20 protein-coding genes are annotated in these 23,408 nt (G+C 69.8%); 17 read left to right on the top strand and 3 right to left on the bottom strand.

Annotated elements, in window-relative coordinates; all coding sequences use genetic code 11:
- The first annotated feature begins 21 nt into the window (after positions 1-21).
- The 5 genes from JYK17_RS13180 (at position 22) to JYK17_RS13160 (ending at position 5,794) form a co-directional block, all read left to right on the top strand.
- Entirely contained in the window at positions 22-1,062 is a 1,041-nt protein-coding gene (locus JYK17_RS13180) for a LacI family DNA-binding transcriptional regulator (RefSeq protein WP_222810421.1), read from the top strand.
- 177 nt (positions 1,063-1,239) lie between these two features.
- Positions 1,240-2,598 (top strand): beta-1,3-glucanase family protein, encoded by a 1,359-nt coding sequence (locus JYK17_RS13175; RefSeq protein ID WP_108014195.1) that lies wholly within the window; start codon positions 1,240-1,242, stop codon positions 2,596-2,598.
- 312 nt (positions 2,599-2,910) lie between these two features.
- Positions 2,911-3,258, top strand: coding sequence for a hypothetical protein (locus JYK17_RS13170; RefSeq protein WP_234548353.1), 348 nt, complete (start codon positions 2,911-2,913; stop codon positions 3,256-3,258).
- A 122-nt stretch (positions 3,259-3,380) separates the two neighbouring features.
- On the top strand, positions 3,381-4,370 hold the full coding sequence (locus JYK17_RS13165; protein WP_108014193.1) for an aldo/keto reductase: 990 nt from the start codon (positions 3,381-3,383) through the stop codon (positions 4,368-4,370).
- A gap of 239 nt (positions 4,371-4,609) precedes the next feature.
- The gene (locus JYK17_RS13160) at positions 4,610-5,794 is read left to right on the top strand and encodes a beta-ketoacyl-[acyl-carrier-protein] synthase family protein (RefSeq protein WP_108014192.1); all 1,185 of its coding nucleotides are present in this window, start codon (positions 4,610-4,612) and stop codon (positions 5,792-5,794) included.
- 37 nt (positions 5,795-5,831) lie between these two features.
- Here the strand turns inward: JYK17_RS13160 and JYK17_RS13155 are convergent, their stop codons facing one another.
- On the bottom strand, positions 5,832-8,033 hold the full coding sequence (locus JYK17_RS13155; protein WP_108014191.1) for a SpoIIE family protein phosphatase: 2,202 nt from the start codon (positions 8,031-8,033) through the stop codon (positions 5,832-5,834).
- Positions 8,034-8,279: 246 nt separating this feature from the next.
- Here JYK17_RS13155 and rph point away from each other — a divergent pair, with 246 nt between their 5' ends.
- Both rph and JYK17_RS13145 read left to right on the top strand, forming a co-directional pair.
- Positions 8,280-10,886 carry a rifamycin-inactivating phosphotransferase gene (rph, locus tag JYK17_RS13150; protein ID WP_222810420.1) on the top strand — a complete coding sequence of 869 codons (2,607 nt, stop codon included), beginning with the start codon at positions 8,280-8,282 and terminating at the stop codon, positions 10,884-10,886.
- A gap of 77 nt (positions 10,887-10,963) precedes the next feature.
- Entirely contained in the window at positions 10,964-11,230 is a 267-nt protein-coding gene (locus tag JYK17_RS13145) for a hypothetical protein (RefSeq protein ID WP_108014189.1), read from the top strand.
- On the opposite strand, the gene JYK17_RS13140 is transcribed toward JYK17_RS13145, so the two are convergent.
- Both JYK17_RS13140 and JYK17_RS13135 read right to left on the bottom strand, forming a co-directional pair.
- Positions 11,203-11,703: a GNAT family N-acetyltransferase gene (locus JYK17_RS13140; protein WP_108014188.1), complete on the bottom strand. Its 501-nt coding sequence runs from the start codon at positions 11,701-11,703 to the stop codon at positions 11,203-11,205. The genes JYK17_RS13145 and JYK17_RS13140 overlap by 28 nt on opposite strands.
- Positions 11,704-11,753: 50 nt before the next feature.
- Positions 11,754-13,628 (bottom strand): hypothetical protein, encoded by a 1,875-nt coding sequence (locus JYK17_RS13135; RefSeq protein WP_222810419.1) that lies wholly within the window; start codon positions 13,626-13,628, stop codon positions 11,754-11,756.
- 265 nt (positions 13,629-13,893) lie between these two features.
- On the opposite strand from JYK17_RS13135, the gene JYK17_RS13130 reads away from it, so the two are divergent.
- From JYK17_RS13130 to JYK17_RS13085, 10 genes are all read left to right on the top strand, one after another.
- Positions 13,894-14,919, top strand: a complete 1,026-nt coding sequence (locus tag JYK17_RS13130) for a LacI family DNA-binding transcriptional regulator (RefSeq protein WP_222810418.1) — start codon at positions 13,894-13,896, stop codon at positions 14,917-14,919.
- 87 nt (positions 14,920-15,006) lie between these two features.
- Positions 15,007-16,602 (top strand): FAD-dependent oxidoreductase, encoded by a 1,596-nt coding sequence (locus tag JYK17_RS13125; protein ID WP_108014185.1) that lies wholly within the window; start codon positions 15,007-15,009, stop codon positions 16,600-16,602.
- Positions 16,603-16,619: 17 nt separating this feature from the next.
- The gene (locus JYK17_RS13120; protein WP_222810417.1) at positions 16,620-17,885 is read left to right on the top strand and encodes an ABC transporter substrate-binding protein; all 1,266 of its coding nucleotides are present in this window, start codon (positions 16,620-16,622) and stop codon (positions 17,883-17,885) included.
- 7 nt (positions 17,886-17,892) lie between these two features.
- Positions 17,893-18,849: a carbohydrate ABC transporter permease gene (locus tag JYK17_RS13115; protein WP_108014183.1), complete on the top strand. Its 957-nt coding sequence runs from the start codon at positions 17,893-17,895 to the stop codon at positions 18,847-18,849.
- Positions 18,839-19,678, top strand: a complete 840-nt coding sequence (locus tag JYK17_RS13110) for a carbohydrate ABC transporter permease (protein WP_108014182.1) — start codon at positions 18,839-18,841, stop codon at positions 19,676-19,678. The genes JYK17_RS13115 and JYK17_RS13110 overlap by 11 nt, the downstream gene beginning before the upstream one ends.
- Positions 19,679-19,874: 196 nt before the next feature.
- Positions 19,875-21,083, top strand: a complete 1,209-nt coding sequence (locus JYK17_RS13105) for a COG1361 family protein (RefSeq protein ID WP_234548354.1) — start codon at positions 19,875-19,877, stop codon at positions 21,081-21,083.
- A gap of 68 nt (positions 21,084-21,151) precedes the next feature.
- Positions 21,152-21,580: a Rossmann-fold NAD(P)-binding domain-containing protein gene (locus JYK17_RS13100; protein WP_234548355.1), complete on the top strand. Its 429-nt coding sequence runs from the start codon at positions 21,152-21,154 to the stop codon at positions 21,578-21,580.
- A 185-nt stretch (positions 21,581-21,765) separates the two neighbouring features.
- On the top strand, positions 21,766-22,140 hold the full coding sequence (locus JYK17_RS13095; RefSeq protein ID WP_108014179.1) for a VOC family protein: 375 nt from the start codon (positions 21,766-21,768) through the stop codon (positions 22,138-22,140).
- 53 nt (positions 22,141-22,193) lie between these two features.
- On the top strand, positions 22,194-22,730 hold the full coding sequence (locus JYK17_RS13090) for a GNAT family N-acetyltransferase (protein WP_128800918.1): 537 nt from the start codon (positions 22,194-22,196) through the stop codon (positions 22,728-22,730).
- Between the two features lie 135 nt (positions 22,731-22,865).
- Positions 22,866-23,408 carry a hypothetical protein gene (locus tag JYK17_RS13085; protein WP_108014177.1) on the top strand — a complete coding sequence of 181 codons (543 nt, stop codon included), beginning with the start codon at positions 22,866-22,868 and terminating at the stop codon, positions 23,406-23,408.

The raw sequence follows: 23,408 nt of genomic DNA, 5'->3' as shown, positions 1-23,408 counted from the left end.
CAGGTCGGTTAGGGTGCCTGCATGAGCAGACGGGCCCCGACGCTTGAGGACGTCGCCCGGGAGGCCGGTGTCTCCCGGGCGACCGTGTCCCGGGTCGTCAACGGCATCCGCAATGTGGATCCCCAGATACAGGAACTGGTCCGCCGTGCCATCGAGCGGACGGGTTACGCGCCCAACCGGGCCGCCCGTTCGCTGGTGACCCGGCGGACCGAGACCGTCGCCCTGGTGGTGTCCGGCGCGGGCGACACCTCGGACGCCGGCCAGAACGCCTTCGCCGCGCGGGTGTTCGCGGACCCCTTCTTCGGGCGGGTGGTCGGCGGCATCGTCGGCTTCCTGCGCCCCCGTTCCCTGCACCCGGTCCTGATGTTCGCCGAGTCCGCCGAGGCTCGGGAGGAGGTGCTGACCTATCTGCGGCAGGGGCGTGCCGACGGCGCCCTGGTGGTCTCCACCCACGCCGACGACCCGCTGCCCGCCCTCCTCGCCGACGCCCGGCTCCCCGCGGTGCTCTTCGCCCGCCCCTCCCGCCCGGTGCCGCTCAGCTATGTCGACCTCGCGCACCGGGACGGAGCGCACCTCGCCGCCGAGCATCTGCTCGCCCGCGGGTGCCGCCGACTCGGCACCATCAGCGGCCCGTTGGACGTCGCGGCGAGCCAGGAGCGGCTGGCCGGATTCCGCGACACGCTCGCCCGCCACGGCCACCCCTACGTCCCGGTCGCCGAGGGCGGCTTCACCCTCGACAGCGGCATCACGGCCATGGCGGATCTCCTGGACCGCCATCCCGAAACGGACGGGGTGTTCGCCGCCAACGACCTCATGGCGCAGGGCGCCTGCCAGGTGCTGCGCGAACGCGGCCGCCGGGTGCCCGAGGACGTCGCGGTCGTCGGCTTCGACGACTCCAGCATCGCCGTCACCTGCCGCCCCCCGCTGACCACCGTCCGCCAGCCGGTCGAGGAGATGGCGGCCCGGATGGCCCGCCTGCTCGACGAGCACATCGACGGCGTACGCACCGACCCCACAGCGGTCGTCTTCGAGCCCGAACTCGTGGTGCGCGCATCGGCCTGACGGCGCCGTCAGGTCCGTACCGGATGCGTCAAGGGATGTAGGAGCAGAGTGCAACGCACTTGATTTTGGCTTCAGTTGTTGACGCCAGGCAGCGGTGGGACTACAACCCCAGAGAGCGCTCTCTGTTCTGCTGTTGCTCCACCCCCACGCACGCCGAACCGGCCTGAGGAGACCCCCATGCAGAGTGTTGTCGGCGCACCCACCCGCAGACCACCGGCCGGCGCCGCGCGCTCGCACGCGGCTCTCGGCCTGGTCGTCGTCCTGATCGCCGCCTTCTTCGCCGTCCTCGCACCCTCGCCCGCGCACGCGGCCGACCAGCTGCTCTCCCAGGGCAGACCCGCCACCGCCTCCTCGACCGAGAACGGCACCTTCCCCGCGAGCGCGGCGGTCGACGGAAACACCGGCACCCGCTGGTCCTCGGCCTTCTCCGACCCGCAGTGGATCCGGATCGACCTCGGATCCGTCCAGCAGCTCAGCCGCGTCACGCTGAACTGGGAGGCCGCCTACGCGACCGCCTTCCAGATCCAGACCTCCACCGACGCCAACACCTGGACCACCGTCCACTCCACCACCAGCGCCACCGGCGGAACCCAGAACATCACCATCTCCGGCAGCGGCCGCTACGTCCGCGTCTACGGCACCGCGCGGGCCACCCCGTACGGCTACTCCCTGTGGGAGTTCCAGGTCTACGGCCCCGGCGGCACCTCCGCCCCGCCCGACGACTTCTGGGGCAGCACCAGCGACATACCCGCGGCCCACAACGCCGTCGAGGTGAAGATCCTCAACCGCACCAACGGCAAGTACCCCGACAGTCAGGTGTACTGGAGCTTCAACGGCCAGACGCACTCCATCGCCGAGCAGCCCTACCTCGACATGCCCGCCAACTCCGCGGGCCGCATGTACTTCTACCTGGGCTCGCCCAACGGCCCCTACTACGACTTCATCGAGTTCACGGTCGGCAACAACGTCTTCAACGGCAACACCACCCGCGTGGACGCCTTCGGCCTGAAGCTGGCCATGCGCCTGCACAGCAAGGACGGCTACGACGTCGAGGTCGGCGAGAACCGGCAGACGTTCGCCGAGGACCGCGCCACCACCTTCCAGCGCTTCACCGACGCCGTACCGAACGAGTTCAAGGTGCTGGCCCAGACCCAGGCCCCGTACCGCATCATCGCGCCCGGCAGCGACCCGAGCTTCCGCGCGGGCGGCGCCAACGCGAACTACTTCACCGCCTACGCCCAGTCCGTTGGCGTCAACGCGGCCACCTCCGACATCTTCGGCTGCGCCGCCTCCCTGGCGGGCAACCCCAATATGTGCGCCGCCCTCAACCGCCACGTCGCCACACTGCCGGCCTCCCAGCAGTCCGACCCGGCCCAGTTCTACAAGGCGGCACCGGCGAACTACTACGCCAAGTTCTGGCACGACAACGCCATCAACAACCTCGCCTACGGATTCCCCTACGACGACGTGGCGGGCCGATCCTCCTTCATCTCCCACGCCGACCCGCAATGGCTCCTGGTCGCCGTCGGCTGGTAGCCGATCCGGCGGCACGGACGCCGAACGACCGTTGAACCCCTGAACGGTGGGTCCGCCGGGTCGCACCGACCCGGCGGACCCGCGCGTTTCACCGCTACCAACCACCCGAACTTGCCCATTTGGGTGAGAAATGGGCGACGTTGCGTGCCTCGTCACCGTGGGTGAGCCATCGTCTCCTCGAACCGCAGGAACTCGCAGAGGAGACAGGCCTTGCAATTCAGGCGCACCGCAATGGTCCTGAGCGCAGCCGCGCTCACCGCACTGACCATGCCGACCAACGCTCACGCAGCAGGAATCGCGTGTGGCGGAGGCGTGTCGACCGGCCGCGTGGCCATCAACGGATGCATCAGCGCGGAGCGCGGATCGGTGGGCCGCCTCCCGACGAGGGAGATCTCCGCGTACATCAAGGCGCGCAACACCGGCTCCAGGGGAGTGAACATCACCTACGAGGCGTTCTCGCGCCCCGACGGCGGCTCCTGGGCGAAGGTGGGCACGGGCCGCTCGTATGTCGCGCCCGGGCAGGAGGTCGGCCCGGTCGAAGTGGGCAGTACCACGCGTGTCTGCGCGCCCGTGAGGGTCGAGATCCGCGTCCACGCCCGGGCCGACGGTGCCGCCTGGAGCGGCTGGTCTCCCGCCGCGACGAAGCAGTGCCAGAGCTGAACACGCCCGCCGGCCGGGCTTGCACTCGAGCGCGCTCCAGGTCGTAGCGTCGCAGACGGCGGGGCGCACGAGGCCCCGCCGTCCGGACGACGCGAGAGCGTGCAGAAAGGCTGGGACACCAGATGCAGAAGCGCAGTCTGCGGGATCTCCACGTATCGGCCATCGGCCTCGGATGCATGGGCATGTCCGCCTTCTACGGCACCGCCGACCAGGACGAGGGAATCGCCACCATCCGCCGCGCCCTCGACCTCGGCATCGACTTCCTCGACACCGCGCAGATGTACGGGCCGCTCACCAACGAGTCGCTCGTCGGCGAGGCGATCCGGGGGCACCGCGACGAGTACGTGATCGCGACGAAGTTCAACTACCGGATGGACAACGCCGTACCCGGCGACGGCAGCACGGTCGGTCCGCAGGACGGTTCCGCCGAGCACGTCCGCAGCTCGGTCCACGGCTCCCTGCAGCGTCTGGGGACCGATTACATCGACCTGTACTACCAGCACCGCGTCGACCCGAACGTGCCCATCGAGGAGACCGTGGGCGCGCTGGCCGAACTGGTCGAGGCGGGCACCGTGCGCCACATCGGACTGAGCGAGGCGAGCGCGGAGACCATCCGGCGTGCCCACGCCGTGCATCCGATCACCGCCGTGCAGAGCGAGTACTCGCTGTGGTCCAGGGATGTGGAGGCCGAGGTGCTGCCCGCGTGCCGGGAGCTGGGCATCGGCTTCGTGCCGTACTCGCCGCTCGGTCGCGGCTTCCTCGCCGGCCGGTTCACCTCGCCCGACGACCTGGACGCCAACGACTGGCGCCGCCAGAACCCGCGGTTCCAGGACGCCAACCTGGACGCCAACCTGCGGCTCGCGGCGAAGGTCAAGGAGATCGCCGCCGAGAAGGACGTCACCCCGGCGCAGTTGGCCATCGCCTGGGTGCTGGCCCAGGGCGAGCACCTGGTCCCGATCCCGGGCACCAAGCGCCGCACCTACCTGGAGCAGAACGTCGGGGCCGTCGACATCACGCTGAGCAAGGACGACTTGGCCCGCATCGACGCGGAGCTGCCGCAGGCGGCGGGGGAGCGTTACGACGAGGCCGGGATGCGGTCCGTCAACCGCTAGGAAGGAAACCGCCGGCGGCTGGGAAGGAAACCGCCGGCGGCTGGGAAGGAAACCGCCGGCGGCTGGGAAGGAAACCGTCCAAGCCGGGCATCCCCGCTCCCAGGTTTCAGCCAATCCGCGAACGGCGCGAAGTAGAGTGCCACTACGGCGTCTTGACCCCAGTCTGCCGATTTGGGCAGGTTCAGGCCACTTCGTGCCGTCAGGGTTTTGTCAGGATTCGCTGAGAAAGGGGCGTAATCGTGGGCGCCTATCTGTGTCCTCCCGCCGTGATGCACGGCGAACATTCCATACAGACCGACCAGATCCTGGCGGAGGTGCGCAGTCGCCATCCGCAGGCCCCCTGGCTGCCGCGGATCGACGGCATCGCCGCGAGTACGGGCATCACCGCCCGCGGATGGATGCTGCCGCTGGAGACGGCCGTCGCCCCCAGTGGCGGAAGCGGACTGCGAACTCCGGGCGCCGACGCGGCCCGTGAGGCACTCACCCGCGACGGCTTCGACGAGGACGAGGTGGACCGCGCGATCGCCGCACTGGATGCGATACCGGCGCCGCAGACCATCCAGGAGCGCACCGCTCCGGCCTGGGCTGCCGTGCAGAACTACGCGGAGCGCGCGGCCCGCGAGGCCCTGGAGATCGCCGGCCTTGACGCCGCCGACGTCGACTGCCTGATCACCAGTCACTCCACGACCCCGGCCCTGCCGGGCCTGGACCTGTCCCTGTTCAACCGCCTTCCGCTGCGCAGCGACGCACTGCTGCTGCCGGCCAGCCAGTGGGCCTGCATCGCCGGAACCCGATCGCTGGCGCTTGCCGCCGACCTCGTCGCCGCGGACCCCGACCGGGTGGTGCTGGTGGTCGTGTCGGAGGCGCTCAGCACCACCTACCAGCCAGCCGACGACACCCTGGAGTCCCTCATCGTGCGGCTGCTGTTCGCGGACACGGCGGTTGCCGCGGTGGTGACCGGCCGCCCCAGGACAGAATCGATTCTGCGGCTGGACGCCGCCTGGCACCACACCCTGCCCAAGACCTCGGACCTGCACTGGCTCGACACCCGGGCCGACGGCACGCACTTCGTGATGGACCGCCGCGGGCCGCGCGCCGTGCAGGAGACCGTCACCGCGATGTGGGAGTGGCTGCGCACCCGCCACGAGAACGACAAGCAGGCCTGGCATCCCGATCTGCTGCTCGCCCACCCCGGCGGAACCCGGGTGATGGAGTACATGGAACAGACCATGCCCGACGACTGGCCGACCGGGCTCCTGGAGTACAGCCGCGACAGCTACACCACCGGCAACCGCGGCGGCGCGGCCGTACTCGACATCCTGCGGCGCGCGCACGACGCCGGACAGAAGACCGGCAGCCACACGGTGCTGTACGCGGCCGCGCCCGGGCTGACCGCCACGGCCGTGGAGGGGGAGTGGCTTTGAGCTTCGCTTGATCGCGCGCCTCGGCTCGACAAGCGAACTACAGGTCCAGTTCCGCCCACACGGCCTTGCCGGTGTTGGTCCAGCGCACGCCCCAGCGGGTGGTCAGCTTGTGCATGACGTACAGGCCGCGCCCGCTGTCGTCGAGTACGTCGCTGTGACGCAGCCGCGGTCGGCCGTTGCCGGTGTCGCCGACCTCGCACGTCAGATGGTCCCCCGCCTTCACCAGCCGCACGGTGACGGGCCCGGTGCCGAACAGGACGGCGTTGGTGACCAGTTCGCTGATCACCAGCAGCACCCTCTCCTGGGCCTGGTCACTGGTGCGCCATCGCCGTAGGAGGGACGAGGCGAGGCTTCGGGCGCGCGCGGCGGTGTCGTCGTGCGCCGGCAGCTGCCAGGTCGCGGTGTCCCGGCTGCGACGGCCGGTCATACGCGCGAGCAGCAGCGTCACGTCGTCGCGCAGGCGCCCCTGCGGGGCCAGTTCGCCGACCACACGACGCGCGGTCGCCTGCAGATCGTCCCAGGGGTGCACATCACGCACCAGGTCCGTCAGCCGGTCGATCCCGTTGTCGATGGAGGACGCCTGCTCCTCCACCAGACCGTCGGTGTACAGAGCGAGGAGCGAGCCGGGCGGCGCGCTGAACTCCTGCACGTCGAACGGCTCCCGCACGGCGAATCCGGTGCCCAGGCCCGGGTGCGGCTGCGCCGTGATGGTCGCGGCGGACCCGTCGGGGTGAACGAGGACCGGGGGCAGATGACCCGCGTTGGACAGCGTGACCCGGTGGTCGACGGGATCGTAGACCGCGATGCAGCATGTCGAGCCCAGCGCGCTGTACCCGGCCGCCAGGCCCGCGTCCGTGTCGTCCAGCAGCGTGACCGTCTCGTCCAGACGCTCCAGCACCTCCCCGGGACCCAGCCCCGCGGACAGCAGCGCGCGGGCCTCCATGCTCAGCTGGCCCATGGTCGCCGCGGCCCCCAGGCCGTGCCCCACGACGTCACCGACCACGAGTGCGGTCCGGTCGCCCGGCAGTGGAAAGCTGTTCACCCAGTCACCGCCGACGCCCGCGCTGTCCGGAGTGGTGGGCAGATAGACGCTGGCGACCTCGATGGTGTCGCTGCCGGCCCGCGGCAGCAGCCGGCGCTGCAGTGCGAGAACCTGCGCGTGCTCGCGTTGGTGCTGGCGGGCCAGGTCCACGTGGCGCGCGGTCTTGGCCACGAGTTCCTGGAGGTCGAACAGCTCGCTGTCGCGGAAGGGCCGCTCGGGCCGCCGCCAGACCTCCGTCACGCCCAGCACGATGGGTCCCGCCGCGCCTTCCGGCCCCTCCACCACGAGCGGAATGCACGCGACGGTCGCCGGCAGGTTGCCGGGTACGAGGGCGCGTACCAGCCGAGGATCGCCGAGCACCCGCTCGATCGCCTCCCGGTCGGGGATGACGACGGCCTGCGGCAGGTCGTCACGGGTGACCGCACCGACCAGCAGCCGGCTCGCCTCACGGGGGAGGTTGTCGCCGCACGTCAGATACCCCTTGGGCCAGGGCCGGTCCGGCACCAGGGCGGCCCGGCGCAGCCGGATGCGCTCATGCGTCTGCTCGGTGACGGCCTCTCCCGTCCACACGGCGAAGTCGAGGTCGACGGCGGCGACGTCCCCCCAGGCAAGGAGGGACTGGGCGAGGGACTGCGCGGTCTCGCCGATGTCCAGGGACGTCCCGATCGCGGTCGCCGAGGCGTAGAGGTGCAGCCGCTTGGCCATGGCGATCAGTGAGACGGTCAAGCCGCCGTGCCGTTCCGCGGACGGCAGGATGCTCATCGAGACGACGAGTTCCGTCCCGTCGTCCCTCCGCAGCCGCTGCACCCGGGCGACATGCGCCTCGCGCGTCTCGACGGCGTTCCTCAGCCGCTGCGTGACCGTCGCCACGTCCCCGGGCGGCAGCAGCGCGGCGAAATCGGTCCCCGGCGCGGCGCTCACTCCCGCGAACGGAGCGGCATCCAGATTGCAGCTGGTGATCTTGAGATCCCGGTCGAGGCTGACCACAGCGAGGATCTGTTCCTGGCCTCCGGTTTCCGGGCGGTCGCCGCCTCCCGCTTCCGAAGGGTCTTCCGCGGTTGGCCCGGAAGGGGGATTGTTCTGCGCTGCTGCCTGGCCCGTGGCCCGCGTGGTCCCGCCCCGGGGCCTGTAGCCGGTCAGGGCGCCGCTGACCACGTCGAACGGCGAACCCGCCGATGAGGAGGGCGTGGGATCCATGCAGCTCACCCAGCTCGCTGACTCCGGCGCGCGCCGGAGAGCCATTCCCGAGTCCGTGCGATGGAGCCCCGAGATCCCTTACCGCACACCTCCTGGATAACACGTTCCGGCGGAAGGCAAAAACAAAGGCAAGGAGATCTCTCCCTGCCCTTCCCAACGTATAGCGCACCCGGGGGCTTGCGGCAAGGCCCGGGTCACCGCGCAGAATCATCCGCCGAGACCACCACCTGCGGAAACGGGTATCGCATGAGCGAGCAGTACGTGCTGGATCTTCAACAGGCCGACGAGACGCGGACCGCGGTCGTCGGCGGAAAGGGCGCACACCTGGGCGCGCTGTCGCGGATCGAAGGCGTCCGCGTGCCGGACGGCTTTTGCGTGACGACCGACGCCTACCGGCGCATCCTGGCCAAGGAGCCGTCCGTCGGAGACCTGCTCGACCAGCTGTCATGCCTGAACGAGGTCGACGCGGACGACGCGGACACGATCCGCACGCTCAGCGCACGGATCCGCTCGGCCATCGAGGACATCACCATCCCGGACGACCTGGCCGCGGCGATCACCGGCGCGCTCTCCCGCCATGGCGAGTGGGCCGCCTACGCCGTCCGGTCCAGCGCGACGGCCGAGGACCTGCCGACCGCGTCCTTCGCGGGCCAGCAGGACACGTATCTGAACGTGGTGGGCACGGCGGCGATCCTCGAGCACGTCAGCCGGTGCTGGGCCTCCCTGTTCACCGAGCGGGCCGTGACCTACCGGCGGCGCAACGGCATCGATCACCGCGCGGTCCACATGGCCGTGGTCGTGCAGCGGATGGTCTTCCCGCAGGCGTCCGGCATCCTGTTCACGGCCGACCCCGTCACCGGCAACCGGACGGTCGCCACCGTGGACGCCGGCTTCGGACTGGGCGAGGCCCTGGTCTCCGGCCTGGTGAACCCGGACGTCTTCAAGGTGCGGCACGGCGAAGTCGTCGCCCGGACGATCTCCGCCAAACAGCGAGCCGTCGAGTCCCTGCCGTCCGGCGGTACACAGGAAACGGCCATCGACGCACGGCAGCAGGAGCAGCCGGCCCTGTCGGACGCGCAGGTCGTGGACCTCGTACGACTCGGTCGGCGGATCGAAGCACACTTCGGCCGCCCGCAGGACATCGAATGGTGCCTGGTCGACGACGCCTTCCACATCGTGCAGAGCCGCCCGATCACGACGCTGTTCCCCATCCCCGAGGCCAGTGACGAGGACAATCACGTCTACGTCTCCGTCGGCCACCAGCAGATGATGACCGACCCCATGAAGCCCCTCGGGTACTCCATGTGGCAGCTGACGGCGATGGTGCGGATGCACGAGGCCGCCGGCAGGCTGTTCGTCGAGGTCACCCAGCGCTTGGCGGCGCCCGCGAGCCGCGCCGCCCTCCTGGACGTCATGGGCAGGGGCGATCCGCTGATCAGGGACGCACTGGAGACCGTCCTCGACCGCGGCGACTTCGTCCCGTCGCTCCCCGACGAGGCGCCCGGCGGACAGCCGGCCCGAAGCAGGCTCGCCCCGATCGAGACCGATCCGGCCGTCGTCACCGAACTGATCGAGCGGAGCCAGGCGTCCATCGCCGCGCTGGAGCGCGACATCCGGACGAAGAGCGGACCGGAGCTGTTCGACTTCCTGCTGGAAGCCTTCGCCGAGCACAAGCGGGCGCTCGGCGACCCGCTGAACATGCAGGCGATCATGGCGGGGATGGAGGCCACCTGGTGGCTCAACGACCATCTGCAGGAATGGCTCGGCGAGAAGAGCGCGGCCGACACGCTCACCCTGTCCGCCCCCGGCAACATCACCTCCGAGATGGGACTCGCACTGCTCGACGTCGCCGACGCGGTCCGTCCGCATCCGGAGGTGGTCGAGTTCCTGCAGGGCGTCGAGGACGACGATTTCCTGGAGGAGATGGCGAAGCTCGCGGGCGGTGCGGAGGCGCGCGCCGCCATCGAGGCCTACCTCGACCGCTACGGCATGCGCTGCGTCGGCGAGATCGACATCACCAGGCCGCGCTGGAGCGAACGTCCCAGCTCGCTCGTGCCCGTGATCCTCGACAACGTCAGGAACTTCGAACCGGGCGCCGCCCAGCGGCGCTTCGAGCAGGGGCGTCAGGCGGCGCTGGCGAAGGAACAGGACGTGCTGACACGTCTGCGGGCCCTGCCGGACGGGGAGCGCAAGGCCGACGAGACCAAGCGGATGATCGACCGGGTCCGCACCTTCATCGGCTACCGCGAGTACCCGAAGTACGGCATCGTCAGCCGCTACTTCGTCTACAAGCAGGCGCTGCTGGCGGAGGCCGAGCGCCTGGTGCAGTCCGGGCTGCTCGCGGCGAAAGAGGACGTCTTCTACCTCACCTTCCAGGAGTTCCACGAAGCCGTACGCGCGCAGCGGGTGGACGACCGACTCATCCGGCAGCGCAAGGAAGCCTTCCGGTCCTACGAGGCGCTCACGCCGCCCCGCGTCCTCACCTCGGACGGCGAGTGCGTCACCGGTGCGTACCGACGCGACGACGTGCCGGACGGTGCCCTGGTCGGCCTGCCCGTCTCCGCCGGGACCGTCGAGGGAAGGGCCCGCGTCATCCTGGACATGGCGCAGGCCGACCTCGAAGCGGGCGACATCCTGGTCACGCCCTTCACCGATCCCAGCTGGTCACCGCTGTTCGTGGGAATCGCCGGCCTGGTGACCGAAGTGGGCGGTCTGATGACCCACGGCGCGGTGATCGCCCGGGAGTACGGTCTGCCGGCCGTCGTGGGCGTCGAGCAGGCCACCCGGCTCATCCGGGACGGACAACGGATCCGCGTGCACGGAACGGACGGGTACATCGAGCTCCTGTCCTGACCATTGCGATGCATCCCGATGCGGGCCCACCGTGCGCGCGTCCGAGAACCACGGCGTGCCGCGGATGTGAAGGGCGCGTGACGGGGCAGACGATCCGCATGGAGATCGAGCTCGTGGGCGGTGCCGCCGACGGTGTCCGCACAACCGTCGGCGGCGACCCGACCGACCCCTGCCCGTACGTCCTCGTCGCGGAGCACCTTCCGCTGCGCACCGAGGACGCCGGGCCGACGAGCGTGCAGGCACTGCTCGCCTCGTTCCGGATCGTCCGCTACGACCGTGACAACAAGCCCCGTAGAAACGGCAGTTCGTGTCGGATCTACCGTCGGGCCGCCAGGTCCAGCTGATACCAGGTGCCCGGCTTGCCGCTGAGGTCGGACGGATCGGCCGGGCCGACCGGGACGAAACCGGCCTTGAGCAGCACCCTCTGGGACGCGGTGTTGGCCAGGGCGCAGGCCGCCCTGAGGGTGTGCAGCCCGTACCGTTCGGCCGCCAGCCGGCACAGCTCGCGTACGGTCTCGGTCGCCACTCCGCGACCGGCAGCGTGCTGCGCGACCCGGTAGCCGAGGTCGGCCGATCCGTCCTTGAGGTCGTACAGGTTGAAGCGGCCCAGAACCGAGCCGTCCTCGTCGACGAGCACGTGGAAGACGCATGTGCCGGACTGCTGCTCGGCCAGCAGGGCGCTGAACCCGTCGGAGAACCGGTCGAAGTACTCGTCGCCGCGGTCGAAGATCGAAGCGGCGAAGTAGGCACGATTGGCCAGCTCGAAGGCGAGGACCGCCGCCTCATGGCCGGCATTCAGCTGCGTCAGCTCAGGCATCGGCCAACTCTATGCGGCGAAGAGGTGGTCGTGCCGAAGCGGGGCGGCCGTCAGTAGGCGAGTCTGATGGACACGTCGATCGTGCCGGCGTGCGGGACCTTCAGGATGTGCATGCGTCGGGTCCCGCCGAGGTAGGTGACCGAGGCGGCCGCGACGGTGGCCGGGTGGGGCGTGCCCCAGCGGATGTGTACGACGCCCGGGCCGCGGTGCAGGTCGATGCCGGTCGCGGTGGCCGAGGCCGAGCCGCCCCAGGGCACGGTGGTGCCGTCGGAGAAGACGACCCGGTCGGACTCCTTGAGGATCAGCGGCATGGTCTCCGTCGCGGACGAGGTGGCCCGCACCGAACGCTCCACCAGGCCGTTGCCGACTCGCACGTCCGTGACGACCGATCCGGTCGGGGTGGAGAAGCGGAAGGCGTAGGGCTTGCCGCCGAAGAACTCACCGGTCTGCGGGCCGTCGGAGTCCGGTTTCTGACCGGGCAGCACGGTGGACCACACGCCGTAGTCGTTGTTGTTCAGGGACTGGACGATTGTGCCCGCCACCGGGTGCCAGAGGAAGGCAAGTCCCGTGCGGGCAAGGGTGGTTGGCCTGGCGCCGAGGTAGGCGCCCAGATAGACGTTGGGGCGGCGGACGTAGAGGAAGTCCTGGCCGTGATCGGTGCGGTGCTCGGTGAAGTTCTTCGAGGCGATGTACGGCACGGCAGCGACGGCCGCGCTCTTCGCCTGCCTGGTCGGGTAGCGCTCGCCGTAGATGGCGTGGCTGAGGATGCGCGGGGAGGTGTCCTGCTTGACCAGGCCCGGCACGGGCGAGGTGCCCGCGGCCCAGGCGGCGCGGGCGGCGGCCATGTCCTCGCGCGCGGACAGGAACGCGCCCAGAGCCGGTATCTCGGGGACGAACTGGGCGTTGAGCGCCGTGCGTTCGGGGTCGGGGCGGGTGTCGGCGTAGGCGAGGGTGCTGGTCCGCGTGGAGGGTGCGATGTTGCTGAACCAGCCGGCGCCGTCGGGCTCGCGGAGCAGGTTGTAGCCGAGCCAGTCCGTGTACTTCCCGGCCATGGTCACCAGGTGGCTGTTGCCCGACTGGCGCCAGGCGTCGGCCAGTTCGGGCAGCATCACCTCGAAGTTGTAGTTCATGTCCATGCCGCCCTTCTCGTAGAAGAAGCCGGCCGGACTCTGCCCGGTGTCCGCCAGACGGGCGAAGGCGCTGTTCAGCTGGGCGCTCAGGTTCGCGTCGGGATTGGTCTTCAGCGCCAGCGCCGATCCGGCGAGTCCCGCGGTGACTTGGTTCGCGAAGTGGATCGGGGTCTGCCACACACCGTCGTTGGACGGGTCGAGCAGCCAGGTCATCGCGGCGTGCAGGGCCTGGGCGATCTGGGTGCGCCGGGCGGGCAGCAGGTTCGCCCGCTTGAGCAGGACATGGGTCTTGCTGAGGTAGCCGAGTGCGAAGCCGGTGGCGGGCAGGGAGTGTTCGCCGGCGCTGTACTCCGACCACGAGCCGTCGGAGTGCTGGAGGCCCAGATAGTGGCCGAGCGCCGCGTCCAGGCCCGCGAGCAGCGCCGCGTCCGACGCATACGGGTTCCAGGAGCGGGCGTTGGTGAGGAACCAGGCCAGCGTGTAGACGTGCTCCTGCACCCGGGCGTTGTACGGCGCCGACGGCGTACGCCACCATCCGCCGCCCATGAAACCGAAGGTCGCGGAGTCGCTGCCCTCGATGTCGTTGACCATCGGGGCGAGGCTCACGAGATAGGGCGCGAAGCGCTGTTCCTCGGCGGCGAAGTCACGCCGGTGGGGTGCGCCTGCGGGCAGCGGCGCCAGGTTGGGGAGGCTGCCCGTCGCCAGGGCACGGGGTGCGGGCAGGGCGACCGCGAGGCCCGCGGCCCCGGCGGCGGTCAGCAGGGCGCGGCGCGAGAGGGAAGTTTGGTACTTCACGAGGCGACTCCTGGGCGATGAATGAGTCAACGGTGAGTCGGGGCACGGGAGATGACCGTCGACGGTGCGTGACCGGACGCGGCATCCCGCCGACTCGATCGGCCACATTCGCCTCATCGGGAGCCCTCGTCAAGCTGCTAATGCGAATTACTACTGGGATTTGTTGTCGCGGTCGAACCTCTTGACGGGCTCGCGCCGCGCGCTCTACGGTCCGTTCACCCGACCAGCAATGCGTATTAGCACCGTCGATGAGGGGCGATCACTCATGAGCCAGGCTCCCGGAAGGCTCACGCAGCGTGACATCGCCCGGCTTGCGGGCGTCAGCCAGACCACGGTCTCGCTGGTGCTCAACAACCGGGGCGAGGCCGGTGCGCGGATCGCCCCCGAGACCCGGGACCGGGTTCTGCAGGTGATCCGGGAGACCGGGTACGCGGCGGATCCGCTGGCCCGCCGGATGCTCAATCAACTCAACCAGATCCTCGGCGTGTTCACCTACGAGCCGGTCTTCCCCAGCACCAGCGCCGACTTCTACCACCCCTTCCTGCGCGGGATCGAGGAGAGCGCGGAGCGCAGCGGCTGCGATCTGCTGCTGTTCACCTCGGCGCCCGTGCGCGACGGTCAGCGGCGGATCTTTCACGAGGACAACCGGCTGCGCGTCGCCGACGGCTGTGTCCTGCTGGGACGCGAGATCCCGTCGGCCGAGCTCAGCAGGCTGGTGGCGGAGGACTACCCGTTCGTGTGCGTGGGCCGCCGCGACGACGCCGACGGCCGGCCCGTGCCGTACGTCGGCGCCGACTATGTGAACGCGACCGCCCAACTCGTGGAACGGGCCCGTTCGTTGGGCCATCGGCGCTTCGCCTTCGTGGGACCCGGCACGGGGGCGGAGTCCTCCGCGGACCGCCTGACGGGCTTCCGCCGGGCGGCCGGGGCCGATGCGCCGTTCCTCTCCGCCGACGCACCGGACCCGGCCGAGCGGCTGGCCCGGCTCCTGGAGGCAGGGGTCACCGCGGTGTTCGCGGAGGTGGAGGCCGAGGCGGTGGCCCTGGCGCGGGCCGCGGCGGCACAAGGCCTTTCGGTCCCGCGCGACCTGTCGATGGTCACCCTGGGCGATCCGACCATCCCCGTCCATTCCTCCCTGGACTTCACCGGATTCCACATCCCCCGGCCGCAGATGGGGCAGCAGGCGGTGGAGCTGCTGGTCGACGTACTGCACGGACAGACGTCCGTCACCCAGCGGCTGCTCGACTGCGAGCTGACCCAGGGGGAGACCCTCGGGCCGCCGGCCGCCTGATGCGCCAATCAGCCCAACGCCCTTACAGACAAACCAAGTTGTTGGAAAAGCCCCCTCAAGTAGAGCCCCCTTTCAGCAAGGAGACCCATGCACGCGGACGTCCTCGTGGTCGGCGGCGGCACCGGCGGTGTCGCGGCAGCGCTCGGTGCGCTGCGCGCCGGCCGGAGTGTGATCCTCACGGAGGAGTACGACTGGCTGGGCGGTCAGCTCACCAGCCAGGCCGTGCCGCCGGACGAGCACACCTGGATCGAGCAGTTCGGCGCCACCGCCTCCTACCGGGCGCTGCGCGACGGCATCCGCGACTACTACCGGCGCCACTACCCGCTGACCAGTCAGGCCCGCGCCCGCCGCGAGCTCAACCCCGGCGCGGGCTGGGTGAGCCGGCTCTGCCACGAGCCGCGCGTGGGCGTCGCCGTCATCGACGCGATGCTCGCCCCCTACCGCGGCAGCGGCCGCCTCACCGTCCTGCAGCCCTATCGCCCCGTGGCCGCGGCCACGGACGGCGACCGGGTGACCGCCGTGACCCTCGCCCACCGGGACAGCGGCGAGCGGATCACCGCCACCGCCGCCTACGTCCTCGACGCCACCGAGACCGGCGAGTTGCTGCCGCTGACCGGCACCGAGTACGTCACCGGCTTCGAGGCGCAGAGCGACACCGGCGAGCCCTCCGCCCCGGAGACCGCACAGCCGCTGAACATGCAGGCCGTCTCCTACTGCTTCGCCCTCGACCACGTCGACGGCGACCACACCATCGACCGCCCCGCCTCCTATGACTTCTGGCGCTCCTACCGGCCCTCCTTCTGGGGCGCCCCGCTGCTGTCCTGGTCGGCCCCGCACCCGCGCACCCTGGAAGTCGTCGAACGTGGCTTCACTCCGAACCCCGGCGACGACCCCGCCGACGTCGTCGCCGACCAGCGGGTCAGCGGCGGCGACATGAACCTGTGGACCTTCCGGCGCATCGCCGCCCGCGACAACTTCGTCCCCGGCGCGTACGCGAGCGACATCACCCTCGTCAACTGGCCGATGATCGACTACTGGGAGGGCCCGGTCATCGACGTCCCCGACGCCCAGGAACATCTGGCCGCCGCGAAGGAGCTGTCGTACTCCCTCCTGTACTGGATGCAGACCGAGGCCCCGCGCGCCGACGGCGGCACGGGCTTCCCCGGTCTGCGGCTGCGCGGCGACATCACCGGGGCAGCGGACGGCCTCGCCCAGGCGCCGTACATCCGCGAGTCCCGCCGGATCCGCGCCGAGTACACCGTCGTCGAACAGGACCTCTCCCTCGATGTGCGCGGCGGCAAGGGCGCCGTGAACTACCCGGACTCGGTCGGCATCGGCATGTACCGCCTCGACCTGCACCCCTCCACCGGCGGCGACACCTACATCGACGTCCCCTCCAGCCCGTTCGAGATACCGCTCGGCGCGCTGATACCGGCCCGGATGGAGAACCTGCTGCCCGCCGGCAAGAACCTCGGCACCACCCACATCACCAACGGCTGCTACCGGCTGCACCCCGTCGAGTGGAACATCGGCGAGGTCGCCGGACTGCTCGCGGCCCACTGCGTCGAGCACAACCTCACCCCCCGCGGCGTACGCAACACCCCTGACCGGCTCGAGACGTTCCAGCACCTGCTCCGCGCCCACGGCGTCGAACTGCGCTGGCCCGACATCAGTGGCTACTGACCAGGAGAGACACCCGCATGAACACCCAACGACAGCAGCGCACAAGGAAGTTCGCCGCCCTGGCAGCCACCGGACTTCTCGCCCTGACCGCCTGCGGCGGCGGTGACGGCAGTGGTTCCGACGACGGGCCCGTGACCCTGCGGATGACGGTCTGGTCGGGCGCCCCGGAACATCTCAAGCTCCTCAACGGCATCGCCGACACGTACCGCAAGACGCACCCCGAGGTGAAGTCGATCAAGTTCGACGTCCTGCCGGTGGAGAACTACACCGAGACCCTCACCACCCAGATGGCCGGCGGCAAGGCCCCCGACCTGGCGTGGATCTTCGAGAACTCCGCCCTCGACTTCGTCTCCTCGGGCGCCCTGAAAGAGGTCAAGGACGACCCCGACGTACTCCCCGCCGCCAAGAAGATCTGGCAGCAGGACGGCAAGCTCTACGCCTACCCCTTCTCCACCTCGCCGTTCGGCGTCTTCGTCAATCTGGACATGCTGAAGAAGGCCGGACAGCCCAGCCCCGCCGAGCTGATCAAGCAGGGCAAGTGGAACTGGGACGAGGTCGACAGGATCGGGGCCGCCGTCCACACCAAGACCGGGAAGACGGGCATGGTGATCCGCGACTTCGACTACAAGGCGTGGGACAACCTCGCCACTTACTGGGACGGTTGGGGCGCTCAGGCCTGGTCCGCCGACGGAAAGACCTGCGGCTTCGACAAGCCGCAGATGGTCGCGGCGATGACCAGCCTGCACAAGGCGATCTTCGACGACGAGGCGATGCTCGCCCCGGGCACGACTGCCGACTTCTTCGCCGGTGAATCCGCCATGACCGTCACCCAGATGAGCCGGGCCTCCCTCCTCACCGACAAGTTCAAGTGGGACTTCGTCCCGCTGCCCGAAGGACCCGAGGGCAAGTACGCCGTGATCGGCCAGGCCGGGATCGCGGTGCTCGCCAAGAGCAAGCACGCCGACGCAGCGGCCGGCTTCCAGGCGTTCATGACCAACAAGGAGAACTCGGCGAAGCTCGGTGCCTACTTCCCGCAGGCCCGCTCCTCCCAACTGAACGCGGCCACGCTCGCCAAGAGCAACGCCAAGCTCAGCGAGAAGCAACTCGCCGACGTCGTCATCGACGGCATCAAGAACGGCAAGGTCAAGCCCGTCCACATCGGCCAGGCCGAGATCTACGCGGCCGTGCGCTCCGGTCTCGACGCCCTGTGGAAGCCGAACGCCGACGTACAGAAGGTCCTGACGGGAGTCTGCAACTCCATCAAGCCGCAGCTGGAGCAGTGACGGCGCGATGAAGACCCTCGACCGACCCCGCTCCACGGCCGCCACCGGTCCGCCGGAAGACGGCACCCGCGCCGCACAGCCGTTCTGGACCTCCCGGCGCCGGGACCAACTGGCCGGCTACCTGTTCATCGCCCCGCAACTGATCGGCACCGTCGTCTTCGTGCTGATCCCGCTCGGCCTGGTGGTCTGGTACAGCTTCCACGAGTGGAACGTGCTCGCGGGCACCTTCCACTCCGTGGGCACGGACAACTACCACAAGCTGCTCGACGACCCGAAGCTGCCGGGCGTGCTGCGGGCCACCGCCTACTTCTCCGTGGGCCTGGTGGTCCTCAACCTCTCGCTCGCGCTGGCCCTGGCGGTGCTCCTCAACCAGAAGCTGCGCGGCAGTGTCGTCTTCCGCACCCTGTTCTTCTCACCGGTCGTCGTCTCGCTCGTCGCCTGGACCATCGTGTGGGGCTTCCTGCTGCAGAAGAACGGCGGCATCAACGCCGGCCTCGACCTGATCGGCGTCCACGGCCCCAACTGGCTGCGCAGCGAGGGCACTTCGATGCTGTCGGCCGTCGTCGTGCAGTGCTTCAAGAACGTCGGCCTGAACATGGTGCTGTTCCTGGCCGCCCTGCAGGGCGTGCCGCGCGAGCTGTACGAGGCGGCGACCGTGGACGGCGCGGGGCGGTGGCGGCAGTTCTGGCGGATCACGGTGCCGCTGATCAGCCCCACGATCCTGCTCACCTCGATCATCACGGTCGTCGGCTCGCTCCAGGTATTCGCGCAGATCGCCGTCCTCACCCAGGGCGGCCCGTCCGGCTCCACCACCGTGCTCGTCTACTACCTCTACCAACAGGCGTTCACCTTCCACCACTTCGGCTACGGCGCGACGCTCTCGGTCCTGTTGTTCCTGATCGTGCTCGTTCTGACCGTCATCCAGTGGCAGATGCGCAAGAAGTGGGTGTTCCATGAGTCGTAAGCTGTCCACCCGCGCCAAACTGCTGCTCTACGGCATCCTGCTCGTACTGTGCGTGCCGTTCGTCTTCCCCACCTGGTGGATGGCGACGTCGTCGCTGAAGCCGGCCGCCGACATCTTCGCCTTCCCGCCGAAGCTGTTCCCGGACAACCCCCGACTCGACGCCTACCGCAAGGTGTTCGAGCTCCAGCCGTTCGGCCACCAGTACTTCAACAGCATGTACATCGCCGTCGTGGTGACCCTGGGGACGCTCGCGGTCTCGTCGCTGGCCGGATACGGCTTCGCCCGCATCCGCTTCCCCGGGCAGAACATCCTGTTCCTCGTGGTCCTCACCGGACTGCTGATCCCCAGCGAGGTCACCATCGTCCCGCTGTTCCAGATGTTCCACGACTGGGGAATGATCGACACCCACTGGCCGCTGATCCTGGTGCCGGTCCTCGGCGCACCGAGCGTCCTCGCGACGTTCATCATGCGGCAGTTCTTCATCGCGCTGCCCCACGAACTGGAGGAGGCCGCCCGGATGGACGGCCTGGGCCGCTTCGCCATCTACTGGCGCATCGCCCTTCCGCTGGCGCGTCCCGCGCTGTCCGCGGTCGCCATCTTCACCTTCCTGCACAGCTGGAACCTCTATCTGGAGCCGATCGTCTACCTCTCCACACCGGACATGTTCACCCTCCCGCAGGCCCTCACCCAGTACGTCGACGCCTACGGAGGCCCCATGTGGAACGTCCAGCTGGCCGCCGCCTCCCTGACCGCGCTGCCGGTGGTCGCGGTGTTCGTCTTCGCCCAGCGGCAGTTCGTGGAGGGCCTGGCGCACACGGGACTGAAATGACACGGGCCGGGCGGGTCGGCGGGCGCCCTGACGTGGGTGACCGCCGTTACAGCCAACGCCGCTACAACCAATGGTGTCCTTCGCGTGTCCAGTACATGGCCTGATCGGGCGGTGCGGCAGATGACCTGCCGGCCGATCGGCGCGTCGTCGTACTGGTACTGCTGAGGAGATGGTTGTGCGTCCACTGCTGCGTGGCATGACGAGGTTCGTGGCGGCAGGGGTGATCGGGGTGGGTGTGCCCGCCATGTCGGCACCCGTGGCACACGCCGACGAGGCGGCACCCGACCTGGTGGTCTCGGCACTGCCCGCCGCCACGCCGAAGCCCGGCCAGACCTACGACCAGCCCGTCACGGTCACCAACAACGGAAACGCCGCCGCGAGCGACGTCACCTTCCGCGTCCGTCTGACCCGCGGGCTCGACTTCACGCCACCCGAAGAGGGCTGCGCGTACACCGTCGTGGCCGATCAGGTGAGGCAGGCGCTGTGCAAGCTGGACCAGGTGATCGAGCCGGGCGCCTCCGTCACCACCCACGTCCGCTTCACCGTCTCGTCCAAGGGACTGCTGGAGGTCGTGGAGTACGGAACCGGCCGCACCGGACAGCCTCCCGCGTCGGAAGAATTCGACGACAGCTATCGGCGCCTGGCGCTGACCGTCGACAACACCGCCGACCTGGCCGCCGTCGGTGACAGGGCCAAGGCCGAGCGGGGCGACCTGGTGAAGGTCACGGCCACGCTGCGCAACGACGGCCCGGGGTGGATCCACAACCAGGAGAGCGACGATCAGCCGGGCCTGCTGGTACACATTCCCAAGGGCACCAAGGCCGTTCACGTACCCCAGGAGTGCGCGCCGTTCGGGATCGATGGACCGATCGGTCCCTCGGAGCCCGGCCACCCGGTGTACGTGTGCTGGCACAACGACAACCTGCTGGAGGTCGGTCAGGCGCTCAGCTACCGCTTCGTGCTGAAGGTGACCTCGGCGTCGGGGGTGACGCGGGGCGAGGTGAAGGCCACCTCCGTCTACGACATCCATCCCGCGTTCGACAAGAACCCCGCGAACGACAGGGCGTCGCTGACCATCGACGTACCGGACGAGAACGGATCGGCGTCGGGGGGCAGTTCCGGTGGTTCCGGTCATGGTGGTTCCGGTCACGGTGACTCCGGAACGGGCGGTCAGGGCAACGACCCCCACGGGCAGTCGGCGGGCGGTTCGAGCAGCGGCGGGGAGCAGGGGTCGACCTCCGGCAGCACCGGCGACGTCGCCGACACGGCCGCGCACGGGAGCCTGGCCGGCACCGGCGCCGACGCGTCGGTGCTCATGGCGGGTGCCGGAGCTGTTGTCCTGGTAACCGGGGGAGCGGCGGCCCTGTTGGTGCGGCGCAGGTCCGCGGCGGCCACGCGCCGATAGCGGACGAACGACGTACTGCATCCCGGCGAAACGTGTTTGCCGTCGACGCGAACGGCAACGCGAAGTCCATGAATCAGTCGAACAGCGGCACGAATCGAGATTCCGAAGCCACGCGGAGCGCGTCAGCCAAGGCCCGAAAGGCCACGGAGAAGGCGACCGCTCCCGCGTCCAAGTCGGCGGACAAGGCCGCCGAGAAGACCAGTGAGGCCACGTCAGCAGCCGTGGACACGGCGGGGCGTTCGGCCGAGAAGACCACCGCGGTCATGCAGGGCGCGGCCGAGCGCGTCCAGGCCGGCCGTCAGGCCGTCGTCGCCGCCTCCGGACAGGCGGTGGCCCTCGCCAAGACCACCTGGACGCTGATCGCCGACCGCAAGGTCCTCGTCGCCGGGGTGGGCGCGGGCATGTCGGCGCTGGGCGCCACGACCTACCTCGCGGGCCGACGTGCGGGGCGACGCACGCTCGGTCCGATCACCCGTATGACCGGCGGCCGGATCTGAGGGGCCAGGCGGGCCCCGCCGTCCGGGGCGGGGTCACCGCCGAGCCGACGGGACATTGACGCTCGACTTCAGTCGCTCCGACGCGCGGCCCGGCGCGTCGTCTCGCATGCCCGCCGCGGCGGTGGGTACCACTGCTCCCGTACCGGGGTGTCGCGGAAGCGGCCGAAGAGCGAGGAGTGACGCAAGTGATCCGAAAGCTGCAAGCGGTCGCGCTGGACTGTGCCGATCCGGTACAACTCGCCGAGTTCTACGCGGAACTGCTCGGCGGCCGGGTGGTCGCGGACTCCGACGACGCCGACTGGATCGAGGTGCACGGGTTCGAGGGGATCCCACTGGCCTGCCAGCGGGTGGACGGCTACCGGCCGCCCGAATGGCCGGGCCAGGAGCACCCGCAACAGCTCCATCTCGACTTCGACGTGGACGACCTCGACGGAGAGGAGAAGCGGGCGCTCGCCCTCGGCGCGACCGTACTGGAGCGGACCGACCAGCTGCGGCCCGAGGCCAACTGGCGGGTCTACGCGGACCCGGCCGGCCACCCCTTCTGCCTCTGCTTCCACTGAGCCCGCCGCTATTTCGGTTGCCGCAGGTCACCGCGGTCGGATAGGAAGCCTGCATGCTCAGGGGAAGCAAGGTCGGGCTGAGGGCCCGGCACGAGGACGACATCCCGATCCTGCGGGCCGAGCTCTACGACGACGTGGTCAACTCGTCGCGGGCCGAAGGCGGGCCGTGGCGGCCGATCACGCCCGGCGCCAAGGACCCGCGCCTGTTCGTGGACGACCCGAAGGAGGGGATCGTCCCGTTCTCCGTGGTGGAGCTGGACGGCGGCACGCTGATCGGCACCGCGACGCTGTGGGGCATCGACACCCACAGCCGGTCCGCGCACATCGGCCTGGGACTGCTGCCGTCCGCCCGCGGCAAGGGCTACGGCACCGACGTGGTCGCCGTGCTGTGCCACTACGGCTTCGTCGTCCGCAGCCTGCACCGCCTGCAGATAGAGACCCTGGCGGACAACGTCGCGATGCTGACCTCCGCCGAGCGCAACGGCTTCGTCCGGGAGGGCGTCCTGCGCTCCTCGGCCTGGGTGATGGGCGAGTTCCTGGACCAGGTGCTGCTCGGGCTCCTGGTCGAGGAGTGGAAGCCGGACGCGTAGGGCCAGGTCCGGGCCGGCCGCAGCCTCACGGCTGGGGCGGGTCAGGTGCGCCCCGACGGTCGGGGAGTCGATCTCCACCTGTACGTCCACCCATGGGTCCAGGTGGAAGAGGCGCCGCGTCAGCACGATTGAGGCATGACCACGACCGACTGGATCACCGACATCGCCCTCGTCCTCGTCGTCTTCCGCCAGCTGCGGGAAGACCGGCTGCGCCTCACGTCCTACCTGATCCCGCTGGGGATCGTGACCTTCGTGGCCTCGCACTACCTGCGCAGCGTGCCCACCGCCGGCAACGACCTCGTACTGATCGGCACCCTGGTCGCCATCGGGGCGGCGCTCGGCATCGCCGGCGGCATCTTCACCAGGGTCCGCAAGGCCGGGGAGCACCTCCTCATCAAGGCGGGAGCCGTCTCCGCCCTGCTGTGGGTGCTCGGCATGGGCGCGCGCATGGGTTTCCAGATGTGGGTCGACCACGGCGGCTCCGACGACGTGGGCCGCTTCAGCGTCGCCCACCACATCACCACCGGCGATGCCTGGGTGGCGGCGTTCGTACTGATGGCGCTCACCGAGGTGGTCACCCGTCTCGCGACGATCTTCATTCGGAGCCGGATGGTCGTCCGCGAGCAGCGGATCCCGGCGGCGCCGCGGTCGGTGGCATCGCTCGACCGCACCGCCTGA

This window comes from Streptomyces plumbidurans (genome assembly GCF_019857225.1).
GTDB lineage: Bacteria > Actinomycetota > Actinomycetes > Streptomycetales > Streptomycetaceae > Streptomyces > Streptomyces plumbidurans.
The sequence above is the reverse complement of the archived record's forward strand: the minus strand, read 5'-3'. Positions and strand labels throughout refer to the sequence as shown.

Excerpts from the sequence above, each read along its gene's own strand:
- JYK17_RS13180 (WP_222810421.1), top strand. The coding sequence starts at position 22 with ATGAGCAGACGGGCCCCGACGCTTGAGGACGTCGCCCGGGAGGCCGGT.
- JYK17_RS13175 (WP_108014195.1), top strand. The coding sequence starts at position 1,240 with ATGCAGAGTGTTGTCGGCGCACCCACCCGCAGACCACCGGCCGGCGCC.
- JYK17_RS13165 (WP_108014193.1), top strand. The coding sequence starts at position 3,381 with ATGCAGAAGCGCAGTCTGCGGGATCTCCACGTATCGGCCATCGGCCTC.
- JYK17_RS13155 (WP_108014191.1), bottom strand. The coding sequence starts at position 8,033 with ATGGATCCCACGCCCTCCTCATCGGCGGGTTCGCCGTTCGACGTGGTC.
- rph (WP_222810420.1), top strand. The coding sequence starts at position 8,280 with ATGAGCGAGCAGTACGTGCTGGATCTTCAACAGGCCGACGAGACGCGG.
- JYK17_RS13140 (WP_108014188.1), bottom strand. The coding sequence starts at position 11,703 with ATGCCTGAGCTGACGCAGCTGAATGCCGGCCATGAGGCGGCGGTCCTC.
- JYK17_RS13130 (WP_222810418.1), top strand. The coding sequence starts at position 13,894 with ATGAGCCAGGCTCCCGGAAGGCTCACGCAGCGTGACATCGCCCGGCTT.
- JYK17_RS13125 (WP_108014185.1), top strand. The coding sequence starts at position 15,007 with ATGCACGCGGACGTCCTCGTGGTCGGCGGCGGCACCGGCGGTGTCGCG.
- JYK17_RS13120 (WP_222810417.1), top strand. The coding sequence starts at position 16,620 with ATGAACACCCAACGACAGCAGCGCACAAGGAAGTTCGCCGCCCTGGCA.
- JYK17_RS13115 (WP_108014183.1), top strand. The coding sequence starts at position 17,893 with ATGAAGACCCTCGACCGACCCCGCTCCACGGCCGCCACCGGTCCGCCG.
- JYK17_RS13110 (WP_108014182.1), top strand. The coding sequence starts at position 18,839 with ATGAGTCGTAAGCTGTCCACCCGCGCCAAACTGCTGCTCTACGGCATC.
- JYK17_RS13105 (WP_234548354.1), top strand. The coding sequence starts at position 19,875 with ATGACGAGGTTCGTGGCGGCAGGGGTGATCGGGGTGGGTGTGCCCGCC.
- JYK17_RS13100 (WP_234548355.1), top strand. The coding sequence starts at position 21,152 with ATGAATCAGTCGAACAGCGGCACGAATCGAGATTCCGAAGCCACGCGG.
- JYK17_RS13090 (WP_128800918.1), top strand. The coding sequence starts at position 22,194 with ATGCTCAGGGGAAGCAAGGTCGGGCTGAGGGCCCGGCACGAGGACGAC.
- JYK17_RS13085 (WP_108014177.1), top strand. The coding sequence starts at position 22,866 with ATGACCACGACCGACTGGATCACCGACATCGCCCTCGTCCTCGTCGTC.